20 protein-coding genes and 3 pseudogenes are annotated in these 20,565 nt (G+C 70.8%); 10 read left to right on the plus strand and 13 right to left on the minus strand.

The genetic code is table 11. The features are described 5' to 3' along the window. Positions 1-52: 52 nt before the first annotated feature. Positions 53-1,117 carry an alkene reductase gene (locus EDD93_RS38590; protein WP_185092650.1) on the minus strand — a complete coding sequence of 355 codons (1,065 nt, stop codon included), beginning with the start codon at positions 1,115-1,117 and terminating at the stop codon, positions 53-55. A gap of 176 nt (positions 1,118-1,293) precedes the next feature. Between EDD93_RS38590 and EDD93_RS38595 the strand changes: the two genes are divergently transcribed. After that, positions 1,294-1,959, plus strand: a complete 666-nt coding sequence (locus tag EDD93_RS38595; RefSeq protein WP_260256139.1) for a TetR/AcrR family transcriptional regulator — start codon at positions 1,294-1,296, stop codon at positions 1,957-1,959. A 71-nt stretch (positions 1,960-2,030) separates the two neighbouring features. Here the strand turns inward: EDD93_RS38595 and EDD93_RS39490 are convergent, their stop codons facing one another. The 4 genes from EDD93_RS39490 to EDD93_RS38610 form a co-directional block, all read right to left on the minus strand. Further along, positions 2,031-2,312, minus strand: a complete 282-nt coding sequence (locus tag EDD93_RS39490; RefSeq protein ID WP_148083933.1) for a hypothetical protein — start codon at positions 2,310-2,312, stop codon at positions 2,031-2,033. Between the two features lie 274 nt (positions 2,313-2,586). Further along, complete coding sequence (locus EDD93_RS38600) at positions 2,587-3,441, minus strand: aldo/keto reductase (protein WP_123531475.1); 855 nt, start codon at positions 3,439-3,441, stop codon at positions 2,587-2,589. Further along, positions 3,438-3,872, minus strand: a complete 435-nt coding sequence (locus EDD93_RS38605) for a cupin domain-containing protein (RefSeq protein WP_123531477.1) — start codon at positions 3,870-3,872, stop codon at positions 3,438-3,440. Before EDD93_RS38605 ends, EDD93_RS38600 begins: the two co-directional genes overlap by 4 nt. A gap of 71 nt (positions 3,873-3,943) precedes the next feature. After that, positions 3,944-4,264: a carboxymuconolactone decarboxylase family protein gene (locus EDD93_RS38610; protein ID WP_123531478.1), complete on the minus strand. Its 321-nt coding sequence runs from the start codon at positions 4,262-4,264 to the stop codon at positions 3,944-3,946. 224 nt (positions 4,265-4,488) lie between these two features. Between EDD93_RS38610 and EDD93_RS38615 the strand changes: the two genes are divergently transcribed. Then, a complete protein-coding gene (locus tag EDD93_RS38615) occupies positions 4,489-5,367 on the plus strand; it encodes a helix-turn-helix transcriptional regulator (RefSeq protein WP_123531480.1) in 879 nt (292 codons plus the stop codon). A 273-nt stretch (positions 5,368-5,640) separates the two neighbouring features. On the opposite strand, the gene EDD93_RS38620 is transcribed toward EDD93_RS38615, so the two are convergent. Beyond that, positions 5,641-6,054 carry an arsenate reductase ArsC gene (locus EDD93_RS38620; protein WP_123531482.1) on the minus strand — a complete coding sequence of 138 codons (414 nt, stop codon included), beginning with the start codon at positions 6,052-6,054 and terminating at the stop codon, positions 5,641-5,643. Between the two features lie 94 nt (positions 6,055-6,148). On the opposite strand from EDD93_RS38620, the gene EDD93_RS38625 reads away from it, so the two are divergent. The 3 genes from EDD93_RS38625 to EDD93_RS38635 are packed head-to-tail and all read left to right on the plus strand — an operon-like array spanning position 6,149 to position 8,624. Further along, entirely contained in the window at positions 6,149-6,457 is a 309-nt protein-coding gene (locus EDD93_RS38625; protein WP_123531484.1) for a helix-turn-helix transcriptional regulator, read from the plus strand. Then, the gene (gene arsB / locus EDD93_RS38630) at positions 6,454-7,566 is read left to right on the plus strand and encodes an ACR3 family arsenite efflux transporter (protein ID WP_123531486.1); all 1,113 of its coding nucleotides are present in this window, start codon (positions 6,454-6,456) and stop codon (positions 7,564-7,566) included. The genes EDD93_RS38625 and arsB overlap by 4 nt, the downstream gene beginning before the upstream one ends. Then, positions 7,563-8,624 carry an ArsO family NAD(P)H-dependent flavin-containing monooxygenase gene (locus EDD93_RS38635; protein WP_123531488.1) on the plus strand — a complete coding sequence of 354 codons (1,062 nt, stop codon included), beginning with the start codon at positions 7,563-7,565 and terminating at the stop codon, positions 8,622-8,624. Before arsB ends, EDD93_RS38635 begins: the two co-directional genes overlap by 4 nt. A 131-nt stretch (positions 8,625-8,755) precedes the next feature. Here EDD93_RS38635 and EDD93_RS38640 read toward each other — a convergent pair whose 3' ends face one another. Then, complete coding sequence (locus tag EDD93_RS38640; protein ID WP_123531490.1) at positions 8,756-9,130, minus strand: helix-turn-helix transcriptional regulator; 375 nt, start codon at positions 9,128-9,130, stop codon at positions 8,756-8,758. A gap of 104 nt (positions 9,131-9,234) precedes the next feature. On the opposite strand from EDD93_RS38640, the gene EDD93_RS38645 reads away from it, so the two are divergent. Then, the gene (locus EDD93_RS38645; protein WP_123531492.1) at positions 9,235-10,632 is read left to right on the plus strand and encodes an NAD(P)-binding domain-containing protein; all 1,398 of its coding nucleotides are present in this window, start codon (positions 9,235-9,237) and stop codon (positions 10,630-10,632) included. 286 nt (positions 10,633-10,918) lie between these two features. On the opposite strand, the gene EDD93_RS38650 is transcribed toward EDD93_RS38645, so the two are convergent. Further along, positions 10,919-11,677: an SDR family NAD(P)-dependent oxidoreductase gene (locus EDD93_RS38650; protein WP_123531494.1), complete on the minus strand. Its 759-nt coding sequence runs from the start codon at positions 11,675-11,677 to the stop codon at positions 10,919-10,921. A 157-nt stretch (positions 11,678-11,834) separates the two neighbouring features. Between EDD93_RS38650 and EDD93_RS38655 the strand changes: the two genes are divergently transcribed. Then, on the plus strand, positions 11,835-12,470 hold the full coding sequence (locus tag EDD93_RS38655; RefSeq protein ID WP_123531496.1) for a TetR/AcrR family transcriptional regulator: 636 nt from the start codon (positions 11,835-11,837) through the stop codon (positions 12,468-12,470). A 338-nt stretch (positions 12,471-12,808) separates the two neighbouring features. On the opposite strand, the gene EDD93_RS38665 is transcribed toward EDD93_RS38655, so the two are convergent. After that, the gene (locus tag EDD93_RS38665; protein WP_123531497.1) at positions 12,809-14,023 is read right to left on the minus strand and encodes a beta-ketoacyl synthase; all 1,215 of its coding nucleotides are present in this window, start codon (positions 14,021-14,023) and stop codon (positions 12,809-12,811) included. A gap of 536 nt (positions 14,024-14,559) precedes the next feature. Here EDD93_RS38665 and EDD93_RS38670 point away from each other — a divergent pair. The 3 genes from EDD93_RS38670 (at position 14,560) to EDD93_RS38680 (ending at position 18,348) form a co-directional block, all read left to right on the plus strand. Beyond that, complete coding sequence (locus EDD93_RS38670; protein ID WP_123531499.1) at positions 14,560-15,972, plus strand: family 2B encapsulin nanocompartment shell protein; 1,413 nt, start codon at positions 14,560-14,562, stop codon at positions 15,970-15,972. A 116-nt stretch (positions 15,973-16,088) separates the two neighbouring features. Then, entirely contained in the window at positions 16,089-17,414 is a 1,326-nt protein-coding gene (locus tag EDD93_RS38675) for a family 2 encapsulin nanocompartment cargo protein terpene cyclase (RefSeq protein WP_123531501.1), read from the plus strand. Positions 17,415-17,430: 16 nt separating this feature from the next. Beyond that, positions 17,431-18,348: a geranyl diphosphate 2-C-methyltransferase gene (locus EDD93_RS38680; protein ID WP_398906628.1), complete on the plus strand. Its 918-nt coding sequence runs from the start codon at positions 17,431-17,433 to the stop codon at positions 18,346-18,348. Between the two features lie 93 nt (positions 18,349-18,441). On the opposite strand, the pseudogene EDD93_RS38685 reads toward EDD93_RS38680, so the two are convergent. The 4 genes and pseudogenes from EDD93_RS38685 to EDD93_RS38695 form a co-directional block, all read right to left on the minus strand. After that, positions 18,442-19,039: pseudogene (locus EDD93_RS38685) on the minus strand (hypothetical protein). A 39-nt stretch (positions 19,040-19,078) separates the two neighbouring features. Further along, the gene (locus tag EDD93_RS40905; RefSeq protein ID WP_398906576.1) at positions 19,079-19,429 is read right to left on the minus strand and encodes an ROK family protein; all 351 of its coding nucleotides are present in this window, start codon (positions 19,427-19,429) and stop codon (positions 19,079-19,081) included. Between the two features lie 157 nt (positions 19,430-19,586). Continuing rightward, positions 19,587-20,084 (minus strand): annotated as a pseudogene (locus tag EDD93_RS40910) (ROK family protein); the annotation flags it as partial. A 270-nt stretch (positions 20,085-20,354) separates the two neighbouring features. After that, positions 20,355-20,565: pseudogene (locus tag EDD93_RS38695) on the minus strand (sugar ABC transporter ATP-binding protein); the annotation flags it as partial.

A 20,565-nucleotide genomic window follows, 5' to 3' on the forward strand; every position in this document is an offset into this window, starting at 1 on the left:
CCGGTCCCGGTCCTGCTGGAGGCGGACCCGGGCGGGGTGGCGCTGATCGGGGTCAGAGGGCGGGGTAGTCGGTGTAGCCCGCGGCGTCGCCGCCGTACGCCTTGGTCATGTCGGTGTCGGCGAGCGGCGCGCCGGTGGCAAGGCGGTGCGGCAGGTCGGGGTTGGCGATGAAGCGGCTGCCGAAGGTCAGGACGTCGGCGGCTCCGTCCTCGATCAGCTGCAGTTGCCCGGGGCCGGTCGCCGAGCCGGGGGTGGCCGGGTTGAGCAGGAAGACGCCTTTCCACGCGCTGCGCAGGACGTGGGTCAGCTCGGGCGCCATGGTCTCCATGACGTGCAGGTAGGCCAGTCCGAGCGGGTTCAGGGCGTCGACAAGGAGCGGGTAGAGCGTGGCCGGGTCGTCCTCGGCGATGTCGTTGAACGGGTTGGCCGGCGAGATGCGCAGGCCGGTGCGCGAGGCGCCGATCGCGGCGGTGACCGCCTTGGTGACCTCGACCGTGAAGCGGATCCGGTTGGCGGCGCTGCCGCCCCACTCGTCGGTGCGGGCGTTGGCGTTGCTGGAGAGGAACTGCTGGAGCAGGTATCCGTTGGCGCCGTGGATCTCCACACCGTCGAAGCCCGCCTCGATCGCGTTGTGCGCGGCGGCGGCGAAGTCGTCGATGGTCCGGGTGATCTCGGTGGGGGTCAGCTCGCGCGGCTGCACCAGGTCCCGTAGTCCCCCGGGGGTGAAGACCTGCCCCTGGGCCCGCACGGCGGAGGGGGCGACCGGGGTGAGGGGCTCGGCGTAGTTGGCGGGGTGGGCGACGCGGCCGGTGTGCATGAGCTGGGCGAAGATCACACCGCCGCGCTCGTGGACCGTATCGGTCACCTGACGCCAGGCAGCTGTCTGGGTCCGGTTGTGCAGGCCGGGGGTGGCTGGGTAGCCCTGGCCGATCACGCTGGGCTGGGTGCCCTCGGTGATGATCAGCCCGGCGCCGGCGCGCTGGGCGTAGTACTCGGCCATCAAGGGGGTGGGGCTCTGCTCGGGGCCGTAGGCGCGGCTGCGGGTCATGGGGGCCATCGCGATGCGGTTCTTCAGTTCTGCGTCGCCGAGCTTGATGGGGTCGAAAGCGGTGGTCATCGTCACGCCTTTCACAAAGGGGTACGCGGCAGCGGATGGTCGCGTCTGCGGGAGCGAGACGCGACACCGATTTCTGTACGCGATCGTACAGTTTCTGCTCAGGAAAACCGTACGACAGCGTTCGGTATTCCCGTCCGGGAGTCCCTCTTCCTCATCGCCGCCCGTACAGTGGCCGGGTGCCGACGAACACGCCTGCCTCCGAACAGCCCGCACCCGGGCCGCGCCGCAGAACGGCCGAGGGGTCTCCCAAGCGGGGCCGCGCCCGGGAGAACACGATCCTGGCCGCCACGTTGGAACTCGTCGCGGAGAACGGCTTCGAGCGGCTGACGATCGACGCCGTCGCCGCGCGTGCCCACGCGTCCAAGGCCACGATCTACGGCAAGTGGAAGACCAAGGACGAACTGGTGGCCGAGGCGCTGCGCCGGCAGTCCGAAACCACTACGCCGCCCGTCGCCGCCGACACCGGCAGCCTCCGGGGTGACCTGCTCGCCACCGTCTCGGTCATCGCCGCGGCGCTGCGAGGCAAGAACGGCGTCTCGCTCGTCAGCCTGGTCGAAGCCATCCGCGACCATCCCGGCCTGCGCGACGCGGCCCACTCCCAGATCGACCTGGCCGCAGCCACCGTCGGCCAGGCCATCTCGCGCCATGCGGCCGAGCGCGGAGAACTCGGGCAGAACGCCGACGTGCCGGCCTGCCTCAGGCTCGTCATGGCGCAGCTTCTCTTCGACACCCTCTTCCACGGCGCCGTCCCGGACGCCGCCGCGCAGGAGAGACTCGTGGACCACACCCTGCTGCCCCTGCTCACCCGCCGTCACGGCGACCGGAGTGACGCGACCGCATAACCCGTCCCCACGCGGGGGCTTGAGTGCGAGGATGTCCGCGCGCAGCGCCCGTGGCATCGGCCAGAAACCGGTCACCGAGCCCCGCCGGCGGCGGCGGCGGCGTCCCACTGGCGGACGCCGCAGTCCGCGGCGGCGGGGTTACCGAGCACCTTCCCGCTGATCGCGTCACGGATCACGTATGCCGGGCCGTCCAGCGCGCCCCGACCGGGCGCATCTACCGCCACCACCTGCACAGCTTGGCCTTCAAGGGCGAGGCTGCCGAAGGCGCGCCGGCGACCTGGGCCGTCACCGCTCCCGTCGCCCGCGCCACGGCCGTCCTGGAACAGCTCCAGCCACCGACGATCGGATCGCACAGCCGGACCGGCCGCCGCCGCCGAAGCCGAACATGCCTCGGGAACTGGAGGGGGCGCTTCCGGCATGCGGTTCGCATCGCCGCTCGCTGGTGGGGCTGCGCGCACAGGGCCAGGACGGCTTACTCGATGAGCTTCCCGGTCACGCCAGCATTGTCGGCGCCCAGGGCGTGCGGCTGCGGTCGCCGTACGAGGCCGTGGCGGTCATCGGTCCGGGTATCGCCTTCGAACCGCCACACCTGGCGTCGGGCAGTCACCAGGTGCGGCTCGTCCCACGTCACTTGGCGTAGACGGGGAAGGCGCTGTGCTCGCCGTAGTCCACGTCGCGAAGGTCTCGCAGGACGTCCATGTCGTCACCGGAGATCTCGAAGTCGACCCCGGCGTTGGCGCGCATGTGGTCGGGGTTCGCTGTCTTGGGAAGCGACACGGTGTCCAGCTGAAGGGTGTAGCGGATGCACAGCTGGGGGACGGACACGCCGTACCTGTCCGCCATCGCCTGGACCTCGGCGTTCTGCAGGATCGCGCCGTGGGCGATCGGCGAGTACGCCTCAACGAGGATCTGCCGGCTCGCGCAGTAGGCCAGCAGCTCGGAAGGGGTGTTGCCGGCGTGCACGAGCAACTGGTTGACCTGCGGGACGACGCGTGCGCCCCCCAGGATGTTCTCCAGGTCGTGCTGCTGGAAGTTCGAGACGCCGATGGATCGGATCTTTCCGGCCTGATGGGCTTCCTCCAGGGCACGCCAGGCCTCGCGGTTGCCCTCGGCGTAGTCGCCGCCCCGGAAGTCGTTCCACGGCTGCGGGCTGTGGATCAGCATCAGGTCGATGTGGTCCAGGCCCAGCTTCTCCAGGGAGCCGTCGATCGCGACGAGCGCCTGGTCGTAGTCCTTGATCTCGGCAGCGAGCTTCGTTGAGACGAACAGTTCCTCGCGGTCCACGCCGCAGGTGCGGACGCCCTCGCCGACGCCGTGCTCGTTGCCGTATGCCTGGGCGGTGTCGATGTTGCGGTAGCCGATCTGCACGGCCGCGCGGACCGCGTCGGCCGCCATGCCGTCGTCGATGAACCAGGTGCCGAGCCCCAGCTTGGGGATGGCGACGCCATTGGACAGGGTGTAGGTCTCGTCCAGGATGGTCATGCGTTCGCTCCGTTCTTCGGCAGCTGCCCGTACTCCTCGTCCGTGACGGGCTCGAGCCATTCGTTGCTGACGTCTTCGCCCGGGGTGATGAAGGCGACGTGGGAGAACCACGAGTCGGCCTTCGCGCCGTGCCAGTGCTTCGTGCCCGCCGGGACGCGGATCACCGTTCCCGGGTTCATGCCGACGGGATCGGCACCCTCGGCCCGGTACCAGCCGCTGCCCGCCGTGCACAGCAGGATCTGGTCCCCGCCACCGCCGGTGCCGTGATGGATGTGCCAGTTGTTGCGGCAGCCCGGCTCGAAGGAGACATTGCTGACGGGAACGCTCCCCGAGGCGAGCGGAGCCAGGTAGCTCTGACCGACGAAGTACTGCGCGTAGGCGTCGTTCTTCTCCCCGAGCGGGAAGATCTGATCAAATCCGTTGATGGTCATCTCGTTCTTTCGTGTCGTTCGGGACGCTCCACCGTCCGTGCAGGGTGTCGCTGCCCCGCTCGCGCCGGTGGTCAGGCGGAGCGCTCGTCGGCGATCTTCTTCAGCTGCGTGATCGCGGTCATGGCGTTGGGCCATCCGGCGTAGAAGGCCAGGTGCGTGATGGCCTCCGACAGCTCCTGCACGCTCAGCCCGTTTTCCAGCGCCTTGCCCAGGTGGTACGGGAGCTGCTCGTTGCGGTACAGGGCAGCCAGCACGCTGACCGTGACCAGACTCCGGTCGCGCGGGGACAGCTCGGACCGCTCCCACACATCTGCGAACAGCACCTCATTGGTGACCTCGACCAGCTTCGGCGCGATGCCGGCCAACTCCTGGGGCGCGGACTGCTTGACCATGCGGTGACTCCTTGTGACGATTCGTACGCGAGGATGCAGCTCTGCTCACTGTCGGCCACAGGCGGCCGGGTGGCATCCCCAGCCGCGCCCCCACCGACGGCAAAGGGACCGCAGTCGCTGCCACCAACGAGAAAACCCCAGCTCACAGGCGCGGGGAAGGCACTGCTGTTACAGGCACCGACAGGGCACCCCAGCCCTGCTCCACCGCGCTTAGCCTGGATGGCATGGACACCGCCCAGGACATCCGCGAGTTCCTCGCCACCCGCCGCGCGAAGATCACACCGCAGCAGGCCGGGTTGCCCGCCTTCGGCGGCGGGAACCGCAGGGTGCCCGGACTCCGCCGCGAGGAAGTCGCCCTCCTGGCCGGGGTCAGCATCGACTACTACGCCCGCCTGGAACGCGGCCAGCTCGCCGGCGCCTCCGAAGAAGTCCTCGACGCCCTCTGCCGGGCCCTCCAGCTCGACGACGCCGAAAGCTCCCACCTGCACGACCTCGCCGCCGCCCAGCGCCGGCGCCCGGCCCGCCGCACCACACGCCGGGCCAGGGCCGCCGTCCCCGCCAGCCTCAAGCGCGTCCTGGACTCCATGACCGGCTCACCGGCCTTCATCCGCAACGGCCGCCTCGACATCCTCGCCATCAATGACCTCGGCCGCGCCCTGTACGCCCCCCTGTTCACCGCTGCGGCCCCCGCCACGGTGAACATCGCCCGTTTCCAGTTCCTCGACCCCACCAGCCGCGGCTTCTTCCCCGACTGGAACGCCTCGGTCAACACCACCGTCTCCCTGCTGCGCACCGAAGCCGGCCGCGCGCCGGGAGACAGCGAACTGACCGGCCTGATCGGCGAACTCGTCACCCGCAGCGCCGAGTTCCGCGTGGCCTGGGCCAAACACAACGTGCGCCTGCACAACACCGGACGCAAGCACTTCCGCCATCCGGCCGTCGGCGAGATCACCCTCGACTTCGACGCCATGCAGCTGCCGGGCCACGCCGGACTGACCCTCACCGCCTACACCGCCGAAGCCGGCACCCCCGACCACGACGCCCTCATGCTGCTCGCGTCCTGGGCAGCCACCCGACAGAAACAGCTCGACAGGGAAGCCTGATCCGCCTGCTGCGGCGACACCGGAAAGGCCCTGCCGGCGCAGGGCGGTGTTCCCCACTGCCAGTTCGGCGACGCGCGGCGTGAGGGCCTGGATGTGGTGGGCGTAGGTGGTGCGTACCCCGCGCTGGTCGGCTGCGTGACGGGAGCGCAGGGCACGGCCGACGAAGACAACTGCTGGCGCACAGCGGGGGGTCGAGCTGGGCGCGGGCGGCGTGGAGGGCGGCGGCACATCCGGCGGGGCCGGAGCCGGTGATGGCGACCGCGCGTATCTCGCTCACGCGGCCGGCAACGGAGCGATCTCCTTGATCAGGCCCTCGATCAGGGTCTTGATCTCGTCGCGGATCGGGCGGACGGCGGCCACGCCCTGGCCGGCAGGGTCCTCGATCTTCCAGTCCAGGTAGCGCTTGCCGGGGAAAACGGGGCAGGTGTCGCCGCAGCCCATCGTGATGCAGACGTCGGACTCGAGAACCGCGTCGACGGTGAGGATCTTGGGGGTCTCGGCGGAGATGTCGATGCCGGCCTCGGCCATGGCCTCCACGGCGGCGGGGTTCACGGCCCCGCCCGGATCCGAGCCGGCGGAGCGGACCTCGATCCGGTCTCCGGCCAGGTGGGTCAGCCAGGCGGCGGCCATCTGGGAGCGGCCGGCGTTGTGGACACAGACGAACAGGACAGACGGCTTGTCGGCCATGGTGATCGTTCTCTCTCGTCGCGCGACGGCCCCGGCCGCCGATGACTTCAGTCACCGCTGGTATCAGCGAGCAATGATGTGACAGTATCAGCGCATGCTGACTTCAGTCGATCCTGATGTGATGCGGGTTCTGGGCGATCCGCTCCGCCTGAAAATCGTGACTCTGCTGGCCCGCGAGACGCTGTGCACCACTCACCTCGTGGAAGAGACCGGAGCCAAGCAGACCAACCTCTCCAACCACATGAAGATCCTGCGCGAGGCCGGGATCGTGGAGACCGAGCCGTGCGGCCGCTACACCTACTACAAGCTGCGCCCCGAGGTCCTGGCCGGACTGTCCGAGCAGTTCGCCGCGCTCGCCGAGTCCGCGCTCGCCGCAGGCCAGAACAAGAGGTCCTGCCCGTGACTGCCACCGAGTCCACCACCTCCGCGCCGCAGGGCGGAGCCGGGGACGAGTCGCTCGTCCGGAAGCTCTCCACCCTGGACCGCTACCTCGCGGTGTGGATCCTGCTCGCCATGGCCGCCGGCCTGGGCCTGGGCCGTCTCGTCCCCGGGATGAACGACGCGCTCGCGAAGATCGAGGTCGGCGGGATCTCCCTGCCGATCGCGCTCGGGCTGCTCGTCATGATGTACCCGGTGCTCGCGAAGGTCCGCTACGACCGGCTCGACCGGGTCACCGGTGACAAGAAGCTGATGGTGTCCTCGCTGGTCATCAACTGGATCGTCGGCCCGGCGGTCATGTTCGCCCTGGCATGGCTCTTCCTGCCGGACCTGCCCGAGTACCGGACCGGCCTGATCATCGTCGGTCTCGCACGGTGCATCGCCATGGTCATCATCTGGAACGACCTCGCCTGCGGCGACCGGGAGGCCGCCGCCGTCCTCGTCGCCCTCAACAGCGTGTTCCAGGTCATCGCGTTCGGCCTGCTGGGCTGGTTCTACCTCGATCTGCTGCCCCAGTGGCTCGGTCTGGGCGACGGCCAGGGCCTGGACGTGCCGGTCTGGCACATCGCGCTGAACGTCGTCGTCTTCCTCGGCATCCCGCTGCTGGCCGGGTTCCTCACGCGCCGGATCGGCGAGCAGAAGCTGGGCCGCGACACCTACGAGGCCGAGTTCCTCCCCAGGATCGGGCCGTGGGCGCTGTACGGGCTTCTGTTCACCATCGTCGTCCTGTTCGCCCTGCAGGGGAAGACGATCACCTCTCAGCCTTGGGACGTCGTACGGATCGCGCTGCCCCTGCTGGTGTACTTCGCGATCATGTTCTTCGGGGCGTTCCTCCTCGGCAAGGGCCTCGGCCTCGCCTACGACCGCACCGCCACGCTCGCGTTCACCGCGGCGGGCAACAACTTCGAGCTGGCCATCGCCGTCGCCATCGCCACCTTCGGCGTCACCTCCGGCCAGGCACTGTCCGGCGTCGTCGGCCCGCTGATCGAAGTACCGGTCCTGATCGGGCTCGTGTACGTCGCGCTCGCCTGGCGCCGCAGGTTCGCCGCCGACGCGGTGACCACAGCCCCGTGACCGACCGGGTGGATGTGGTGGTGATCGGCGGCGGCCAGGCCGGGCTCGCCGCCGGTTACCACCTGCGCCGGCGCGGCCTCGGCTTCGTCGTCCTGGACGCAGGCCCGGCACCGGGCGGCTCGTGGCAGCACATGTGGGACTCGCTCCACCTGTTCTCCCCGGCCGATCATTCCTCGCTGCCCGGACGGCTCATGCCCACCCGGCCCGGCCAGACCTACCCGGACGCCCGGCACGTGGTGGACTACCTGACCGACTACGAGAAGCGCTACGACCTGCCCGTCCAGCACGGCGCCCGCGTGCATTCCGTCCACCGCGAAGGCGACCGGCTGCTGACCGAATCCGACGCCGGCGCCTGGCGGACGCGGGCGGTCATCTCTGCGACGGGCACCTGGTCACGACCCTTCTTCCCCGCCGTTCCCGGACGCACCACCTTCACCGGCCGCCAGCTCCACACGGTGAACTACCGCGCTCCGGCAGACTTCACCGATCAGCGCGTGATCGTGGTGGGCGGCGGGAACTCCGGCGCACAGATCGCCGCCGACCTCACCCTCCACGGCCGCGCGCAGGTGACCTGGGCGACCCGGCGTCCCCCGCGGTTCCTGCCCGACGACATCGACGGCCGCGCCCTGTTCGGCATCGCCACCGCCCGCCGCCGCGCCCTCGACACCGGCCGGCCCGACACGGGCGGGGTGGCCTCCCTCGGCGACATCGTGGCCGTGCCCCCCGTCCGCGCCGCCCGCGACGCGGGACTCCTGCACACCACGCCGATGTTCACGCGGCTCACCGCCGACGGCGTGCGGTGGGCCGACGGCAGCCACAGCGGCGCCGACGCGATCATCTGGGCCACCGGCTTCCGCCCCGCACTCGCCCACCTCGCCCCGTTGAATTTGCGCGGCCCGCGCGGGCACATCCCCACCGACGGCACCCGCGCACTCGGCGAACCACGGCTGCACCTGCTCGGCTACGGCGACTGGACCGGCCCCGCCTCCGCCACCCTGATCGGCGCCGGCCGCCCGGCCCGCGACGCCGCCGGGCAGATCACCGACCTGCTGCACTGACGCCCGTCCCGGCCGGGCAGCAACGCCGGTCTCCTCGGTCCACCGCCCCGTACGGACGGTCTGCCGTGCCTCGGACGTAGGTGCCGAGTCCGCCGGGCGGCCCTGCCGGTCTCCGGCGGCTCGGCCGGCGCTCAGCTGCCGGCGGCGCGGAGGTCGAGCAGGGCGGACATGCCGGCCACGACGGACGGTGCGACTCGGTAGTAGACCCAGGTCCCGCGCCGCTCCGAGGTCAGCAGGCCCGCCTCGCGGAGCTTCTTCAGGTGGTGGGAGACGGTCGGCTGGGAGACGCCGACGTCCTGGATGTCACACACGCACGCCTCGCCGCCCGGGTGCGAGGCCACCTTGGAGAACAGGCGCAGGCGCACCGGGTCGGAGAGCGCCTTGAACATCACGGCCATCTTCTCCGCGTCCCGCGGAGACAGCTCTCCGGCGGTGAGGGGCGGGCAGCACGGCACGACGGCCTCGGAATCCGGGACCGGCGGCTCGGCGACCTCAGAATTCGACATGCTTCTATATTGACGCTCATCGATTCCAGTGGCAAGCTCCAAATATAGACAGTGATCGATACAGCGGCCGGACCTGCCGCCTTTCCACGGAGGGCATCACCGCCATGACCACCACCGCGGACCTGCCGGTCGCCGTGATCGGAGCCGGCCCCACCGGCCTCGCCGCCGCCGCCCACCTCATCGAGCACGGCCTGGAACCCCTCGTCCTGGAAGCCGGGCCGACAGCCGCCACCGCCGTAGCGCAGTGGGCACACGTGCGCCTCTTCTCGACCTGGGGCGAAGTCGTCGACCCGGCAGCCGAGAAGCTCCTCGCGCCCACGGGATGGGCCCGCCCCGCCCCGGACTCCTGCCCCTCCGGCGGCGAGTGGGCGAAGCAGTACCTCCAGCCGCTCGCCGACGTCCTCGGAGACCGCGTACGCCTCGGCGCCCGGGTCACCGGCGTCTCGCGCACCGGCCGCGACCGGATCGTGGACGCCGACCGCGACCAGCAGCCCTTCGTGGTGCACCTCACCCGCGCCGATGGCGGCGAAGAACGGATCTTCGCCCGCGCCGTCATCGACGCCTCCGGCACCTGGGCCACCCCGTCCCCCGCCGGGGGCAGCGGACTGCCCGCTCTCGGCGAGAAGGCGGCCGCCGACCGCATCACCTACCGTGTCCCCGACCTCAAGGACCCGGCCGTCCGCGCCCGGTACGCGAGCAAGCGCACCGCCGTCATCGGCTCCGGTGCCTCCGCCTTCACCGCCCTCGCCGACCTCGCCGATGTCGCCACGTCGGACACCGGCGCGGGCACGAAGAGCGTGTGGATCCTGCGACGGGGCATGTCCGGCTCCACCTTCGGCGGCGGCACCGCCGACCAGCTCCCCGCCCGGGGCGCCCTCGGCCTGGCCGCGAAGGCCTCCGTCGACGAAGGACACGCCCACGCGGTCACCGGCTTCCGCACGGAGGCGATCGAGCGCGACGCGGACGGGCGGCTCCTCCTGGTCGGCGAGGACGGGCGCCGCCTGGACCCGGTCGACGAAGTGATCGTGCTGACCGGCTTCCGCCCTGACCTCGGCTTCCTCGACGAACTCCGCCTCGGCCTCGACGAGCGCCTCCAGGCCCCGACCGCACTGGCCCCGCTGATCGATCCCAACCAGCACTCCTGCGGCACCGTCTACCCCCACGGCCACCGCGAGCTCTCCCACCCGGAAGCCGGGATCTACCTGGTCGGCATGAAGTCCTACGGCCGCGCCCCGACCTTCCTCGCGATGACAGGCTACGAGCAGGTCCGCTCCGTTGCCGCCGCCCTCGCCGGAGACCGCGAAGCCGCCGACCGCGTCGAACTCACCCTCCCCGAGACCGGCGTCTGCGGAGGCTCCGGACTCTTCGACGACCCGGCCGCCGCACAGGGCGACACGGGAGGATGCTGTGCGACGCCGCAACCCGCCCTGATCCAGCTCGGCACCGGCGCACCGGAGACCGCCGGGGATGAAGCGCCAGTGGGCGGCTGCTGCAGCTCATAGCCAACCTCGACACCCCCGCACGCGGGGCCACACCCGGGAGCGGACCGGTTGCGGCCCCGCGCCGCGATTCCGGCACTGTGCGCGACGCAGAACACCAGCTGGAACACCGTCCTGCAACGTGTTCACTGTTCCCGAATCTGCAGTTCACCACCGCGCCACGGTGGTCCCACGCCACCCTGTGCCCGCTGCACGACCCGGCCGCGTCGGAACTGGACGAAGACGAGACCGGCGCGGAATGAACCCGGCCCGTCGTCGCCTGCGGCCCGGTCAAGGCTCGCCCGGCTGGTCACAGGAGGACGCCGCCGGAGACTTCGATGCGCTGAGCGGTCATCCAGCGCAGACCCTCGGAGGCCAGCGTGGCGATGGCGTCGCCGATCTCCTCCGGTTCGCCGACGCGGCCGAGTGCGCTCTGCCCGGCGAGTGCCTGGCGCATCTCCGCGTCATCCCGCATGGCACCGCCGTTGAAGTCGGTGGCGGTCGGCCCCGGGGCAATGGAGTTGACCCGGATGCCCCGGGGGCCGAGTTCTGCGGCCAGAGTGCGGCTCAGGGCCTCGACCGCGGCCTTCGAGGCGGAGTAGACCGAGGTCGCGGGACTGGTGTGGCGAGTCAACGACGACGAGACGTTGATGACACGGGCGCCCTGCGCCAGCAGCGGCACAAGCGACTGGATGAGGAAGAACGTGCCCCGCACGTTCGTGCCGAACACCGTGTCGAAGTCGTCGGCGGTGACAGCCTCCAGCGGGCCGAAGACACCCACCCCCGCGTTGTTGACCAGAATATCGAGCCGCGAAGCCCCCCAGCGCTCGAGCAGTCCGCTCAGCTCGGAAGTGAAGGCTCCGAAAGAGGAGACGTCGCTGATGTCGAGACGCACGACAGCGGCAGTCCCGCCCGCAGCTTGCACGTGCCGCGCCGTCTCATCAGCCCCGGCCGCATCGCCGCGATGGGTGACCACGACCCGCACCCCGCGCGCCGCCAGGGCAAGAGCCGTACTCCGGCCCAGACCGCGGTTCGCGCCGGTCACCAAAGCGATCCTGTCGACTGTCATCACTTGCTCCCTCATGGCACGGCACCCCGGAGACGGCGGGCGCCGCAGTCAGAGGCGAGTCGCTCGACTCGCCTTCCGTCGCACCGTAGGCATGCAACAGAGGCGAGTCAAGTGACTCGCCTCGGAGCTAGGGCCTGTCCTGGGGCATACTGCACGCATGGCAGCAGAGCTCTCCACACATCACCGCCGCCTCGCCCAGCAAAAGCGTGGGGCGATCATCTCCGCAGCCACGGACCTCTTCCTGAACCGCGGCTACGACGGCACTTCCCTCGCCCGCATCGCCGAAGCGGCGGCAGTCTCGAAGTCCACCCTGTTCAAGCAGTTCCCCACCAAGGCAGCCCTCTTCGAGGCCATCGTCACCGAGTCCTGGCAGCGCGACGCCGGCGGCACTGTCGCACGGCCTCGGGCCGGAGACCTGCGTTCCGGCCTGACGTCCATCGGCCACCGTTACGCCGAGCTGATCGGCCGGCCCGGCATGACAGCCCTGTTCCGCATCGTCATCGCGGAGCTGCCCCGCTTCCCCGAACTGGGAGGGATGCAGTTCCAGCTCGGCAAGCTGCCCTACTTCACCTCGGTCCAGCACTACCTGGAGTCGGAGCACGAGGCCGGCAACGCCGACGTCCCGGACGCCGAGAGCGCCACCAACCAGTTCCTCGGGATGATCGCCAACTACGTCCTGTGGCCCCGCATGCTGCTGACCGACTGGAACCCCGCAGCCCCTGACACCCGCTACGCCGTCGAGCAGGCCGTAGAGACCATGCTCGCCCGCTACACCTCCGATCGACCAGCCTGATCCGAGGCCGGAATTCGTACGCCGGCACCGGGTTCTGAAGGGGCCTGCGGAGCTGCGGCCGTGCGGACCTCAACCGTCAATGGCGGCTGGGCCGTTGCCGAGCGGCCTCGGCCGATGCGGCTGCCTACGAGCGCGGGCGCCGCCCCAAGCAGCCCAGGCTCGCCCAGCGGCCCGCCTTGCGCGCCCCGGTGGAAGACGACCTGGCTCTGCGCGGAGAACCGCCGGAACGCCGCGCATGCCGGCGGCCTGATCCGCACCGGCCCACGGCGGGTCGTGATCTGCCGTAGGACACCGCGCCCATGAGACGTCTCAACAGGTCACACGACCCCGGCCGCTCGTCACTTGGTGAAGACGAGACTGACGTTGTGTCCGCCGAAGCCGAACGAGTTGGCCAGCGCGGCGGACCACTCACCGGTGCGCGGCTCGCCGCGGACCACGTCCAGTTCGACGCGCGGGTCGAGTTCGTCGAGGTTGCGCGTGGCCGGCAGTGTGCCGTCCCTGAGCGCGAACAGGGCGGCCATGGCGCCCACCGCTCCGGACGCGCCGATCATGTGACCGGTCATCGACTTCGTCGCGGTCACCGCGGCGTGCCCGCCGATGGCCCGGCTGATCGCCTGGGCCTCCGCGAGGTCGCCGGACTCCGTCGAGGTGGCGTGGGCGTGCACGACTCCGATGTCCGCCGGGGCCAGGCCGGCGTCGCGCAGCGCCAGGTCGATGGCGAAGGCCTGGCCCTGCGCGTCGGACGCGGTGATGTGGTCCGCGCTCGAACTCACGGCGCTGCCGGCCAGCGTGCCGTAGGCGCGTGCTCCTCGGCCCCGGGCGAACTCGGCGCGTTCGAGCACCATCATCCCCGCGCCCTCTCCCATGACGAACCCGGACCGCTGGACGTCGAAGGGGCGGGACACGGCCTCCGGGTCCGACGACTGCGTCGACAGGGCCTTCATCTGCGCGAATGCCGCGATGACGAAGGGGTGCAGGCATGCCTCCACCCCTCCCGCGACGACCACGTCGACCCGTCCGCCGGCGATCAGGTCCTGACCCAGGGCGAGGGCCTCCGCCCCGGACGCACAGGCACTGACCGGAGTCCTGGCGCCGCCCTTCGCACCCAGGTCCATGCTCACCCAGGCCGCCGGCCCGTTGGGCATCAGCATGGGGACCGCGAACGGCGACAGCCGGCGCATCCCGGCGCGTTCGAAGATGTCGTCCTGCCCGAGCGTGCTGAGGATGCCACCGGTTCCCGTCCCGATGACGACGGCGATCCGTTCCGGCTCGACCTGCGGAGCACCCGCGTCCTGCCAGGCCTCACGCGCGGTCAGGACAGCGACCTGCTCGCCTCGGTCCAGCTTCCTGGCCTCGGTCCTCGGAAGCAGGGAGGCAGGGTCCACCGTCAGCCCGGCCGCAAGGTGCACGGGCAGGTCCGCAGCCCACTCCTCCGCCAGGAGACGCACCCCCGACTTGCCGTCCAGCAGCCCCGACCACGACGACGACGCGTCCGCTCCCAGGGGCGTCATCGCGCCGACGCCTGTCACCAGCACACGACTGTCACGGGTCACACGAGCCTCCTTGAATTGTCCGAACGTCACAGAGGGCCTGACTTGCCCTCATGGGCATCATTCCAGCGTTCAGAAGGAGAATCAGGGGAGGAGCCGACCGATTCGATAGTGAGAATTTGTGCTACCTCAACAACCGGGGAGGTGGCTCACGGCCTTGCCAAGCAGTACGACCCACGCGGCAGCCGCGCACCCAGAGGCGGTTCCGGTCCCGGCCCGGGGCCGATCCGGGACCCCCGGTCCCGGTCCGGTCCCCGTCCGGTCCCGGCCCGGGGCCAGCCCGTTGCCGGCCCCGGCACACCCTGGGTGCGCTCCGCGCCAAATCGTGGCTGAATCCCGCCGGGACCAGGGCAAACATCGCGCGGTCGCGATCATCGTATCGAGTTAATGTCAGCGGATTTGCTTGGTCCGGACGGCCGAGCGGCCATTACTGTTCCCCTGGATCTGGACGGATTCACCTTCGTATCCCCTGTTTTCGTCCGGTTGTTCGGTGTGTTCGCATATGCCCTCGACCGCCCTGACCAAGGAGAGCCTGCTCGATGACTGTTGACTCGAACGCGGAAACGCGGCTGGAACTGCCCAAGCAGTCCAGCCTGGGGACGGCGGCCGCCCGCAACCTCGCCACCACGACGAAGTCCGCCCCGCAGATGCAGGAGATCACCTCCCGCTGGCTGCTGCGGATGCTCCCGTGGGTGGAGACCAAGGGCGGTGCCTACCGGGTGAACCGCCGGCTCGCCTACACCGTCGGGGACGGCAAGGTGGAGTTCGTCCAGGACGGCGCCGACGTCCGGGTGATCCCGCAGGAACTGGGCGAACTGGCCCTGCTGCGCGGCTTCGACGACCTCGACGTGCTCACCGCCATCGCCGGCCGCTGCATCCAGCGCGACTTCCGGGCGGGCGAGACCCTGGTCGAGCGGGGAGCGGCGGCGGACCGGATCCACCTCATCGCGCACGGCCGCATCGGGCAGACCTCCGTGGGCAATTACGGCGACGAGGTCGCCCTGGACGTACTCGCCGACGGCGACCGGTTCGGGGACAACGCGCTGCTGGACGAGGACGCCCGGTGGGAGCAGACCGCTGTCGCCGAGACCTCGGGCACGCTGCTCACCCTGTCCCGCGCCGACTTCGCGGCCGTCGTCGCCAACGCGCCTGCCCTCCGGGCCCACGTCGAACAGTTCACCTCGCGCTCCCAGCAGCGGCAGAACCACCGCGGCGAGGCCGAGATCGCGATGTCGGCCGGCCACACCGGAGAGCACGCGCTGCCCGGCGCCTTCGCCGACTACGAGCTGAATCCGCGCGAGTACGAACTCTCCGTCGCCCAGACCATCCTGCGGATCCACACGAGGGTCGCGGACCTCTACAACGGGCCGATGAACCAGACGGAGGAACAGCTCAGGCTCACCATCGAGGCGCTGCGCGAGCGGCAGGAGCACGAGCTGATCAACAACCGGGAGTTCGGGCTGCTCCACAACGCCGACTTCAAGCAGCGCATCCAGCCGCACTCCGGCCCGCCGACCCCGGACGACCTGGACGAACTGCTCTGCCGCCGCCGGGGTTCCAAGTTCTTCCTCGCGCACCCCAAGACGATCGCGGCGATCGGGCGGGAGTTCAACTCACGCGGCCTCTACCCGGACCACGTGGACCTCGGCGGCCAGCAGGTCCCGGCCTGGCGCGGAGTTCCGATCCTCCCCTGCAACAAGATCCCCGTCACGCCGGAGCGGACCAGCTCGATCCTCGTCATGCGTACCGGCGAGGAGAACCAGGGCGTCGTCGGTCTGCACCAGACGGGCCTGCCGGACGAGTACGAGCCGGGGCTCTCGGTCCGCTTCATGGGGCTCGACGAGAAGGCGATCACGTCCTACCTCGTCACGACCTACTACTCCGCGGCCATCCTCGTGCCGGACGCGGTCGGCGTGCTGGAGAACGTGCAGATCGCCCGCTGGCCCAAGTAGCCGGCCCGGCCCGTACCGCGTGGCTCGACGCCCGGACTCGACGGACTGACCGCGCCCGCCCGGTGCCCCGCGCCCGGAGAACTCCGGACAACCGCCCACCCCTCAAGGAGTCATGGATGCCCGCACCCGAGCTGCCACCTCCGCAGTCGAGCCTGCCGGAGGCGGCTTCCCGCTTCGGGGCCCACGTGCTCGCCGAAGCCTCGGCCCGCGCCCGCGACATCAGAGCCACCACCGGTGGCCCGCCCGGCCTGCCGGTGCCTTCCGGCGCTGCCGCGCCCGCCCCGGATTCACCGCCGGTCACCGCCCCGGCACCGCCGGCCGCGATCCCGGCGCCCTCGGCGGGGCGGGTCCTGGGAGGGCCCACCGGCCTGGGCACCGCGAGCCTGCGCACGCTCCTGCGGCGCGACGGGCCGCCGGCGCCCGCAGGAGCCGCCCCGGATGCCTGCGGGGAGGGCGGTGGACAGGGCAAGGTGATCCCGGGCCTCTACCACCACCCGGTCCCCGAGCCGGACCCGGTGCGGGTGGAGGAGGTCAGCCGGAGGATCAAGACCTGGGCCCTGGACGAGGTCGCCCTTTATCCGGAGGACTGGGAGGAGCAGTTCGACGGCTTCTCCGTGGGCCGCTACATGGTCGGCTGCCATCCGGACGCGCCCGGCATCGACCATCTGATGCTCGCCACCCGGCTGATGGTGGCCGAGAACGCCGTGGACGACTGCTACTGCGAGGACCACGGCGGATCGCCCGACGGTCTGGGCGAGCGCCTGCTGCTGGCGCACACCGCCCTCGACGCCCTGCACACCACCGCGGAGTACCGGCCGCAATGGGCGAAGTCGCTCCAGGCGGACGCGCCCCGGCGCGCCTACCGCTCCGCAATGGAGTACTTCGTCCGGGCTGCCGGCCCCTCCCAGGCGGACCGGCTCCGGCACGACATGGCCCGGCTGCACATGGGCTACCTGGCCGAGGCCGCATGGGCGCAGATGGACCACGTCCCGGAGGTGTGGGAGTACCTGGCGATGCGCCAGTTCAACAACTTCCGCCCCTGCCCGACCATCACCGACACCGTCGGCGGTTACGAACTCCCGGCGGACCTGCACGCCCTGCCGGCCATGCAGGAGGTCATCGCGCTGGCGGGAAACGCGACGACGATCGTGAACGACCTGTACTCGTACACCAAGGAACTCAACGCGCCGGGCAAGCACCTGAACCTGCCTGTCGTGATCTCCGAACGTGAGGGGGTCTCCGACCGCGAGGCCTATCTGAAGTCGGTCGAGATCCACAACGAGCTCATGCACGACTTCGAAACCGCGGCCGCTTCGCTGGCCGCGGAGACCCCCGTCCCGAGTGTGCAGCGCTTCCTGCGCGGCGTGGCCGCTTGGGTCGACGGCAACCACCACTGGCACCAGTCGAACACCTACCGCTACAGCCTGCCCGACTTCTGGTAAGAGAATGGACTCATCCGTGACCAACGCCGAACTCACCGCCACCGCCGCCACCGCCGCCGGTTCCACCCCCGCATCCGTCTCCGCCTCGGTGCGCATCCCCAGCCCCGCGACCCCGTACCAGGGCGACATCGCGCGCTACTGGGACGGCGAGGCCAGGCCGGTGAACCTGCGCCTGGGCGATGTCGACGGGCTCTACCACCACCACTACGGCATCGGTGCGGTGGACACCTCGGCGCTCGGTGACGCCGGGGACGGCGCGAGCGAGAAGAAGCTGATCTCCGAACTCCACCGACTGGAGTCGGCCCAGGCCGAGTTCCTCCTGGGCCACCTCGGGGACATCGGGCGCGAGGACACCCTGCTGGACGCCGGCTGCGGCCGCGGCGGCTCGATGGTGATGGCCCACCAGCGCTTCGGGTGCAAGGTCGAGGGCGTCACGCTCTCCGCCAAGCAGGCCGACTTCGCCAACGGCCGGGCCGGCGAGCTCGGCCTCCAGGACCATGTCCGGGCGCGCGTCTGCAACATGCTGGCCACCCCGTTCGAGACCGGGTCGGCGGCGGCCTCCTGGAACAACGAGTCGAGCATGTACGTCGACCTCCACGACCTGTTCGCGGAGCACTCCCGCGTCCTGGAGATCGGTGGCCGCTACGTGACCATCACCGGCTGCTGGAACCCGCGGTACGGCCAGCCCTCGAAGTGGGTCTCGCAGATCAACGCGCACTTCGAGTGCAACATCCACTCGCGCCGGGAGTACCTCCGCGCCATGGCCGACAACCGGCTGGTGCCCCAGACCATCATCGACCTCACCCCCGACACCCTGCCCTACTGGGAGCTGCGGGCCACGTCCTCGCTGGTGACGGGGATCGAGGACGCGTTCATCAACTCGTACAAGGACGGGTCCTTCCAGTACCTCCTGATCGCGGCAGACCGCGTCTGACCTCGCGCAGCCGTCCGCGGGACCCCCGTCGGCTCCGGCCGACGGGGTTCTCCCGCGTCTCGCGCCGAGCCGGACCAGCCCGGCCCGGGAGCGTCAGGGGGTGGCTGCGGACACGACGTACACGACCGGGGCCATCGGGTCGGTCATGTCGACGGTGATGTCCTGGGTGGGGCGCGGGTCCTTGTTGGTGTGCGTGGTGCCCGACCACGCGACGCCTTCGCCGAAGTACCAGCCCGCGACCTTCGTGTCGCGGGCGCCGACGGTGATCCTGCCCTCGGTCAGGGCCGCGCGGCCGGTGCCGACGTTGGTCAGGAAGCGGTCGAGACCGTTGGAGGACGTGCGGAACTGCACGTACATCCGGCTGGCCTTCCAGTTGTTGGTCTCGTAGTACTCGACGTCCTGCGCGTCCCACGGGATCGGCACCTCGAAGATCCGGCGCAGCATCCGGGACGGCCAGCCCTCGCGGAGCCCCTGCGCCGCGGCCTCGGCGGCCTTGTCCTCGCCGGAGCGGCGGCTCTGGCTCGCGGAGATCAGCAGGTATCCGGCCGGGATCCCGATGAGCAGCACGATGATGGTCGCCGTGATCAGGCGCCGGCGGATCGTTCTGCGCCGGTCCTCGGGCAGCCCGCCCGTCGCCCTGCTCGGGCGGCGGGGACTGACGCGGCACGACGGGGTGCTCGGCTGCGGTCATGGCTCTGGGGGTCCCTAGGAAGTGCGGGTGTTGCGAGTGTTACGGATGGTGCTCGCTGCCTGGTCGTAGATCTGCGCGTACCGCCTCGTACCGCTCGACGCGGCGGCGGTTGGTACGGCGGAACCTGCGGGCCACCAGTCTGGCGAGGTCGGCGGCGCCGACCATACCCGCCTCGGGGCCGAGCTGCGCTTTCGCGATCCGCGCCTCGGGCCGGTAGCCGCGGCCGGTGAGGTGGCGTTTGAAGGCGTCCCTGGCCGGTCCGATCAGCAGGTCGTCGGCGGCGCTGACACCGCCTCCGATGACGAAGCAGGAGGGGTCGAGCGCGGCGGCCAGATTGGCGATGCCGACGCCGAGCCACTGGCCGATGTCCTGGAGGAGTTCGATGCACATCGCATCGCCCTCGCGGGCCAGTTCGGTGATGAGCGGTCCGGTGATGTCTGGGGATGTTGCCCTTGACCCGCTCGATGATTCCGTGGGCCACCGGGGAGTCCGCGGCGGCCAGTTCCCTGGCCTCGCGGACGAGGGCGTTCCCGGAGCTGTACTGCTCCCAGCAGCCCCGGTTGCCGCAGGGGCAGCGGTGGCCGCCGGGCACCACCTGCATTGTGGCCGAACTCAACCGGGCGACGCCGTACTTGCCCCGCTTGACCTGACCGTCCTCCAGGATGGCGCCGCCGATGCCGGTACCCAGTGTGATCATGACGAGGTGGTCCTCGCCCCGGCCGGCGCCGAAGCGCCATTCGGCCCAGGCGGCGGTGTTGGCGTCGTTGTCGACCATGACCGGGACGACCAGCCGGGAGGCGATGGCGTCGCGCAGGGGTTCGTCGCGCCAGGCGAGGTGGGGGCGAACAGCACCTTGGACCGGTCCGCGTCGACCCAGCGGCCGCGCCGATGCCCACCGCGTTGCACGTCGTGGCGGTCGGAGAGGTCGAGGGACCAGCTCGACGATGGTGTCCTCGACGACCTTGGGGCTCTTGGACTTGCTCGGGGCGTCTCGGTGCGCAGGGTCTCCAGGATGTTTGCCGTCGGCGTCGACGACGCCGGCCATCACCTTCGTCCCCCCGATGTCGATGCCGACGGTGGGGACCCGCGGCGCGGTGAGGTGCGAAGGCGCCGCTCCCGGGTGCCGACGGGTCCGCAGGGACGGTGGCGCGGGCGGAGCGCGGTGCGTGAAGTCCGCGGTACGTGCTCATCGTCCCTGGGGGGTCGGGGGTGGGCCGGGGTCGGTCTGATCCCGGCGGCGGGCGGCGCCCGTCGGCCCCGATTCTGCCACTGCCGGGGCGGCGGGGCTGCCGGACGGGGTCGGCGGCCCCGCTGACTACGGGGTGTCGTGCTTCGCGGCGGGGCCGCCCCGCAGGTCCGGGCCGGGGGTCCGCTCCAGCTCGTGGCTGAGCTCCTCCAGCTCGCTGCCGCCCGCCATCTGGGTGAGCTCGTCCAGCGTGATGCCGCCCTTGGTGTGGCTGCCGGCCATGGCGCCACGCTTGAGCAGTACGAAGCGGTCACCGACCAGATACGCGTGGTGCGGGTTG

Origin of the sequence: Streptomyces sp. 840.1, assembly GCF_003751445.1 — a bacterium.
GTDB lineage: Bacteria > Actinomycetota > Actinomycetes > Streptomycetales > Streptomycetaceae > Streptomyces.

Excerpts from the sequence above, each read along its gene's own strand:
- EDD93_RS38590 (WP_185092650.1), bottom strand. The coding sequence starts at position 1,117 with ATGACCACCGCTTTCGACCCCATCAAGCTCGGCGACGCAGAACTGAAG.
- EDD93_RS38600 (WP_123531475.1), bottom strand. The coding sequence starts at position 3,441 with ATGACCATCCTGGACGAGACCTACACCCTGTCCAATGGCGTCGCCATC.
- EDD93_RS38605 (WP_123531477.1), bottom strand. The coding sequence starts at position 3,872 with ATGACCATCAACGGATTTGATCAGATCTTCCCGCTCGGGGAGAAGAAC.
- EDD93_RS38610 (WP_123531478.1), bottom strand. The coding sequence starts at position 4,264 with ATGGTCAAGCAGTCCGCGCCCCAGGAGTTGGCCGGCATCGCGCCGAAG.
- EDD93_RS38615 (WP_123531480.1), top strand. The coding sequence starts at position 4,489 with ATGGACACCGCCCAGGACATCCGCGAGTTCCTCGCCACCCGCCGCGCG.
- EDD93_RS38620 (WP_123531482.1), bottom strand. The coding sequence starts at position 6,054 with ATGGCCGACAAGCCGTCTGTCCTGTTCGTCTGTGTCCACAACGCCGGC.
- EDD93_RS38625 (WP_123531484.1), top strand. The coding sequence starts at position 6,149 with ATGCTGACTTCAGTCGATCCTGATGTGATGCGGGTTCTGGGCGATCCG.
- EDD93_RS38640 (WP_123531490.1), bottom strand. The coding sequence starts at position 9,130 with ATGTCGAATTCTGAGGTCGCCGAGCCGCCGGTCCCGGATTCCGAGGCC.
- EDD93_RS38645 (WP_123531492.1), top strand. The coding sequence starts at position 9,235 with ATGACCACCACCGCGGACCTGCCGGTCGCCGTGATCGGAGCCGGCCCC.
- EDD93_RS38650 (WP_123531494.1), bottom strand. The coding sequence starts at position 11,677 with ATGACAGTCGACAGGATCGCTTTGGTGACCGGCGCGAACCGCGGTCTG.
- EDD93_RS38655 (WP_123531496.1), top strand. The coding sequence starts at position 11,835 with ATGGCAGCAGAGCTCTCCACACATCACCGCCGCCTCGCCCAGCAAAAG.
- EDD93_RS38670 (WP_123531499.1), top strand. The coding sequence starts at position 14,560 with ATGACTGTTGACTCGAACGCGGAAACGCGGCTGGAACTGCCCAAGCAG.
- EDD93_RS38675 (WP_123531501.1), top strand. The coding sequence starts at position 16,089 with ATGCCCGCACCCGAGCTGCCACCTCCGCAGTCGAGCCTGCCGGAGGCG.
- EDD93_RS40905 (WP_398906576.1), bottom strand. The coding sequence starts at position 19,429 with ATGTGCATCGAACTCCTCCAGGACATCGGCCAGTGGCTCGGCGTCGGC.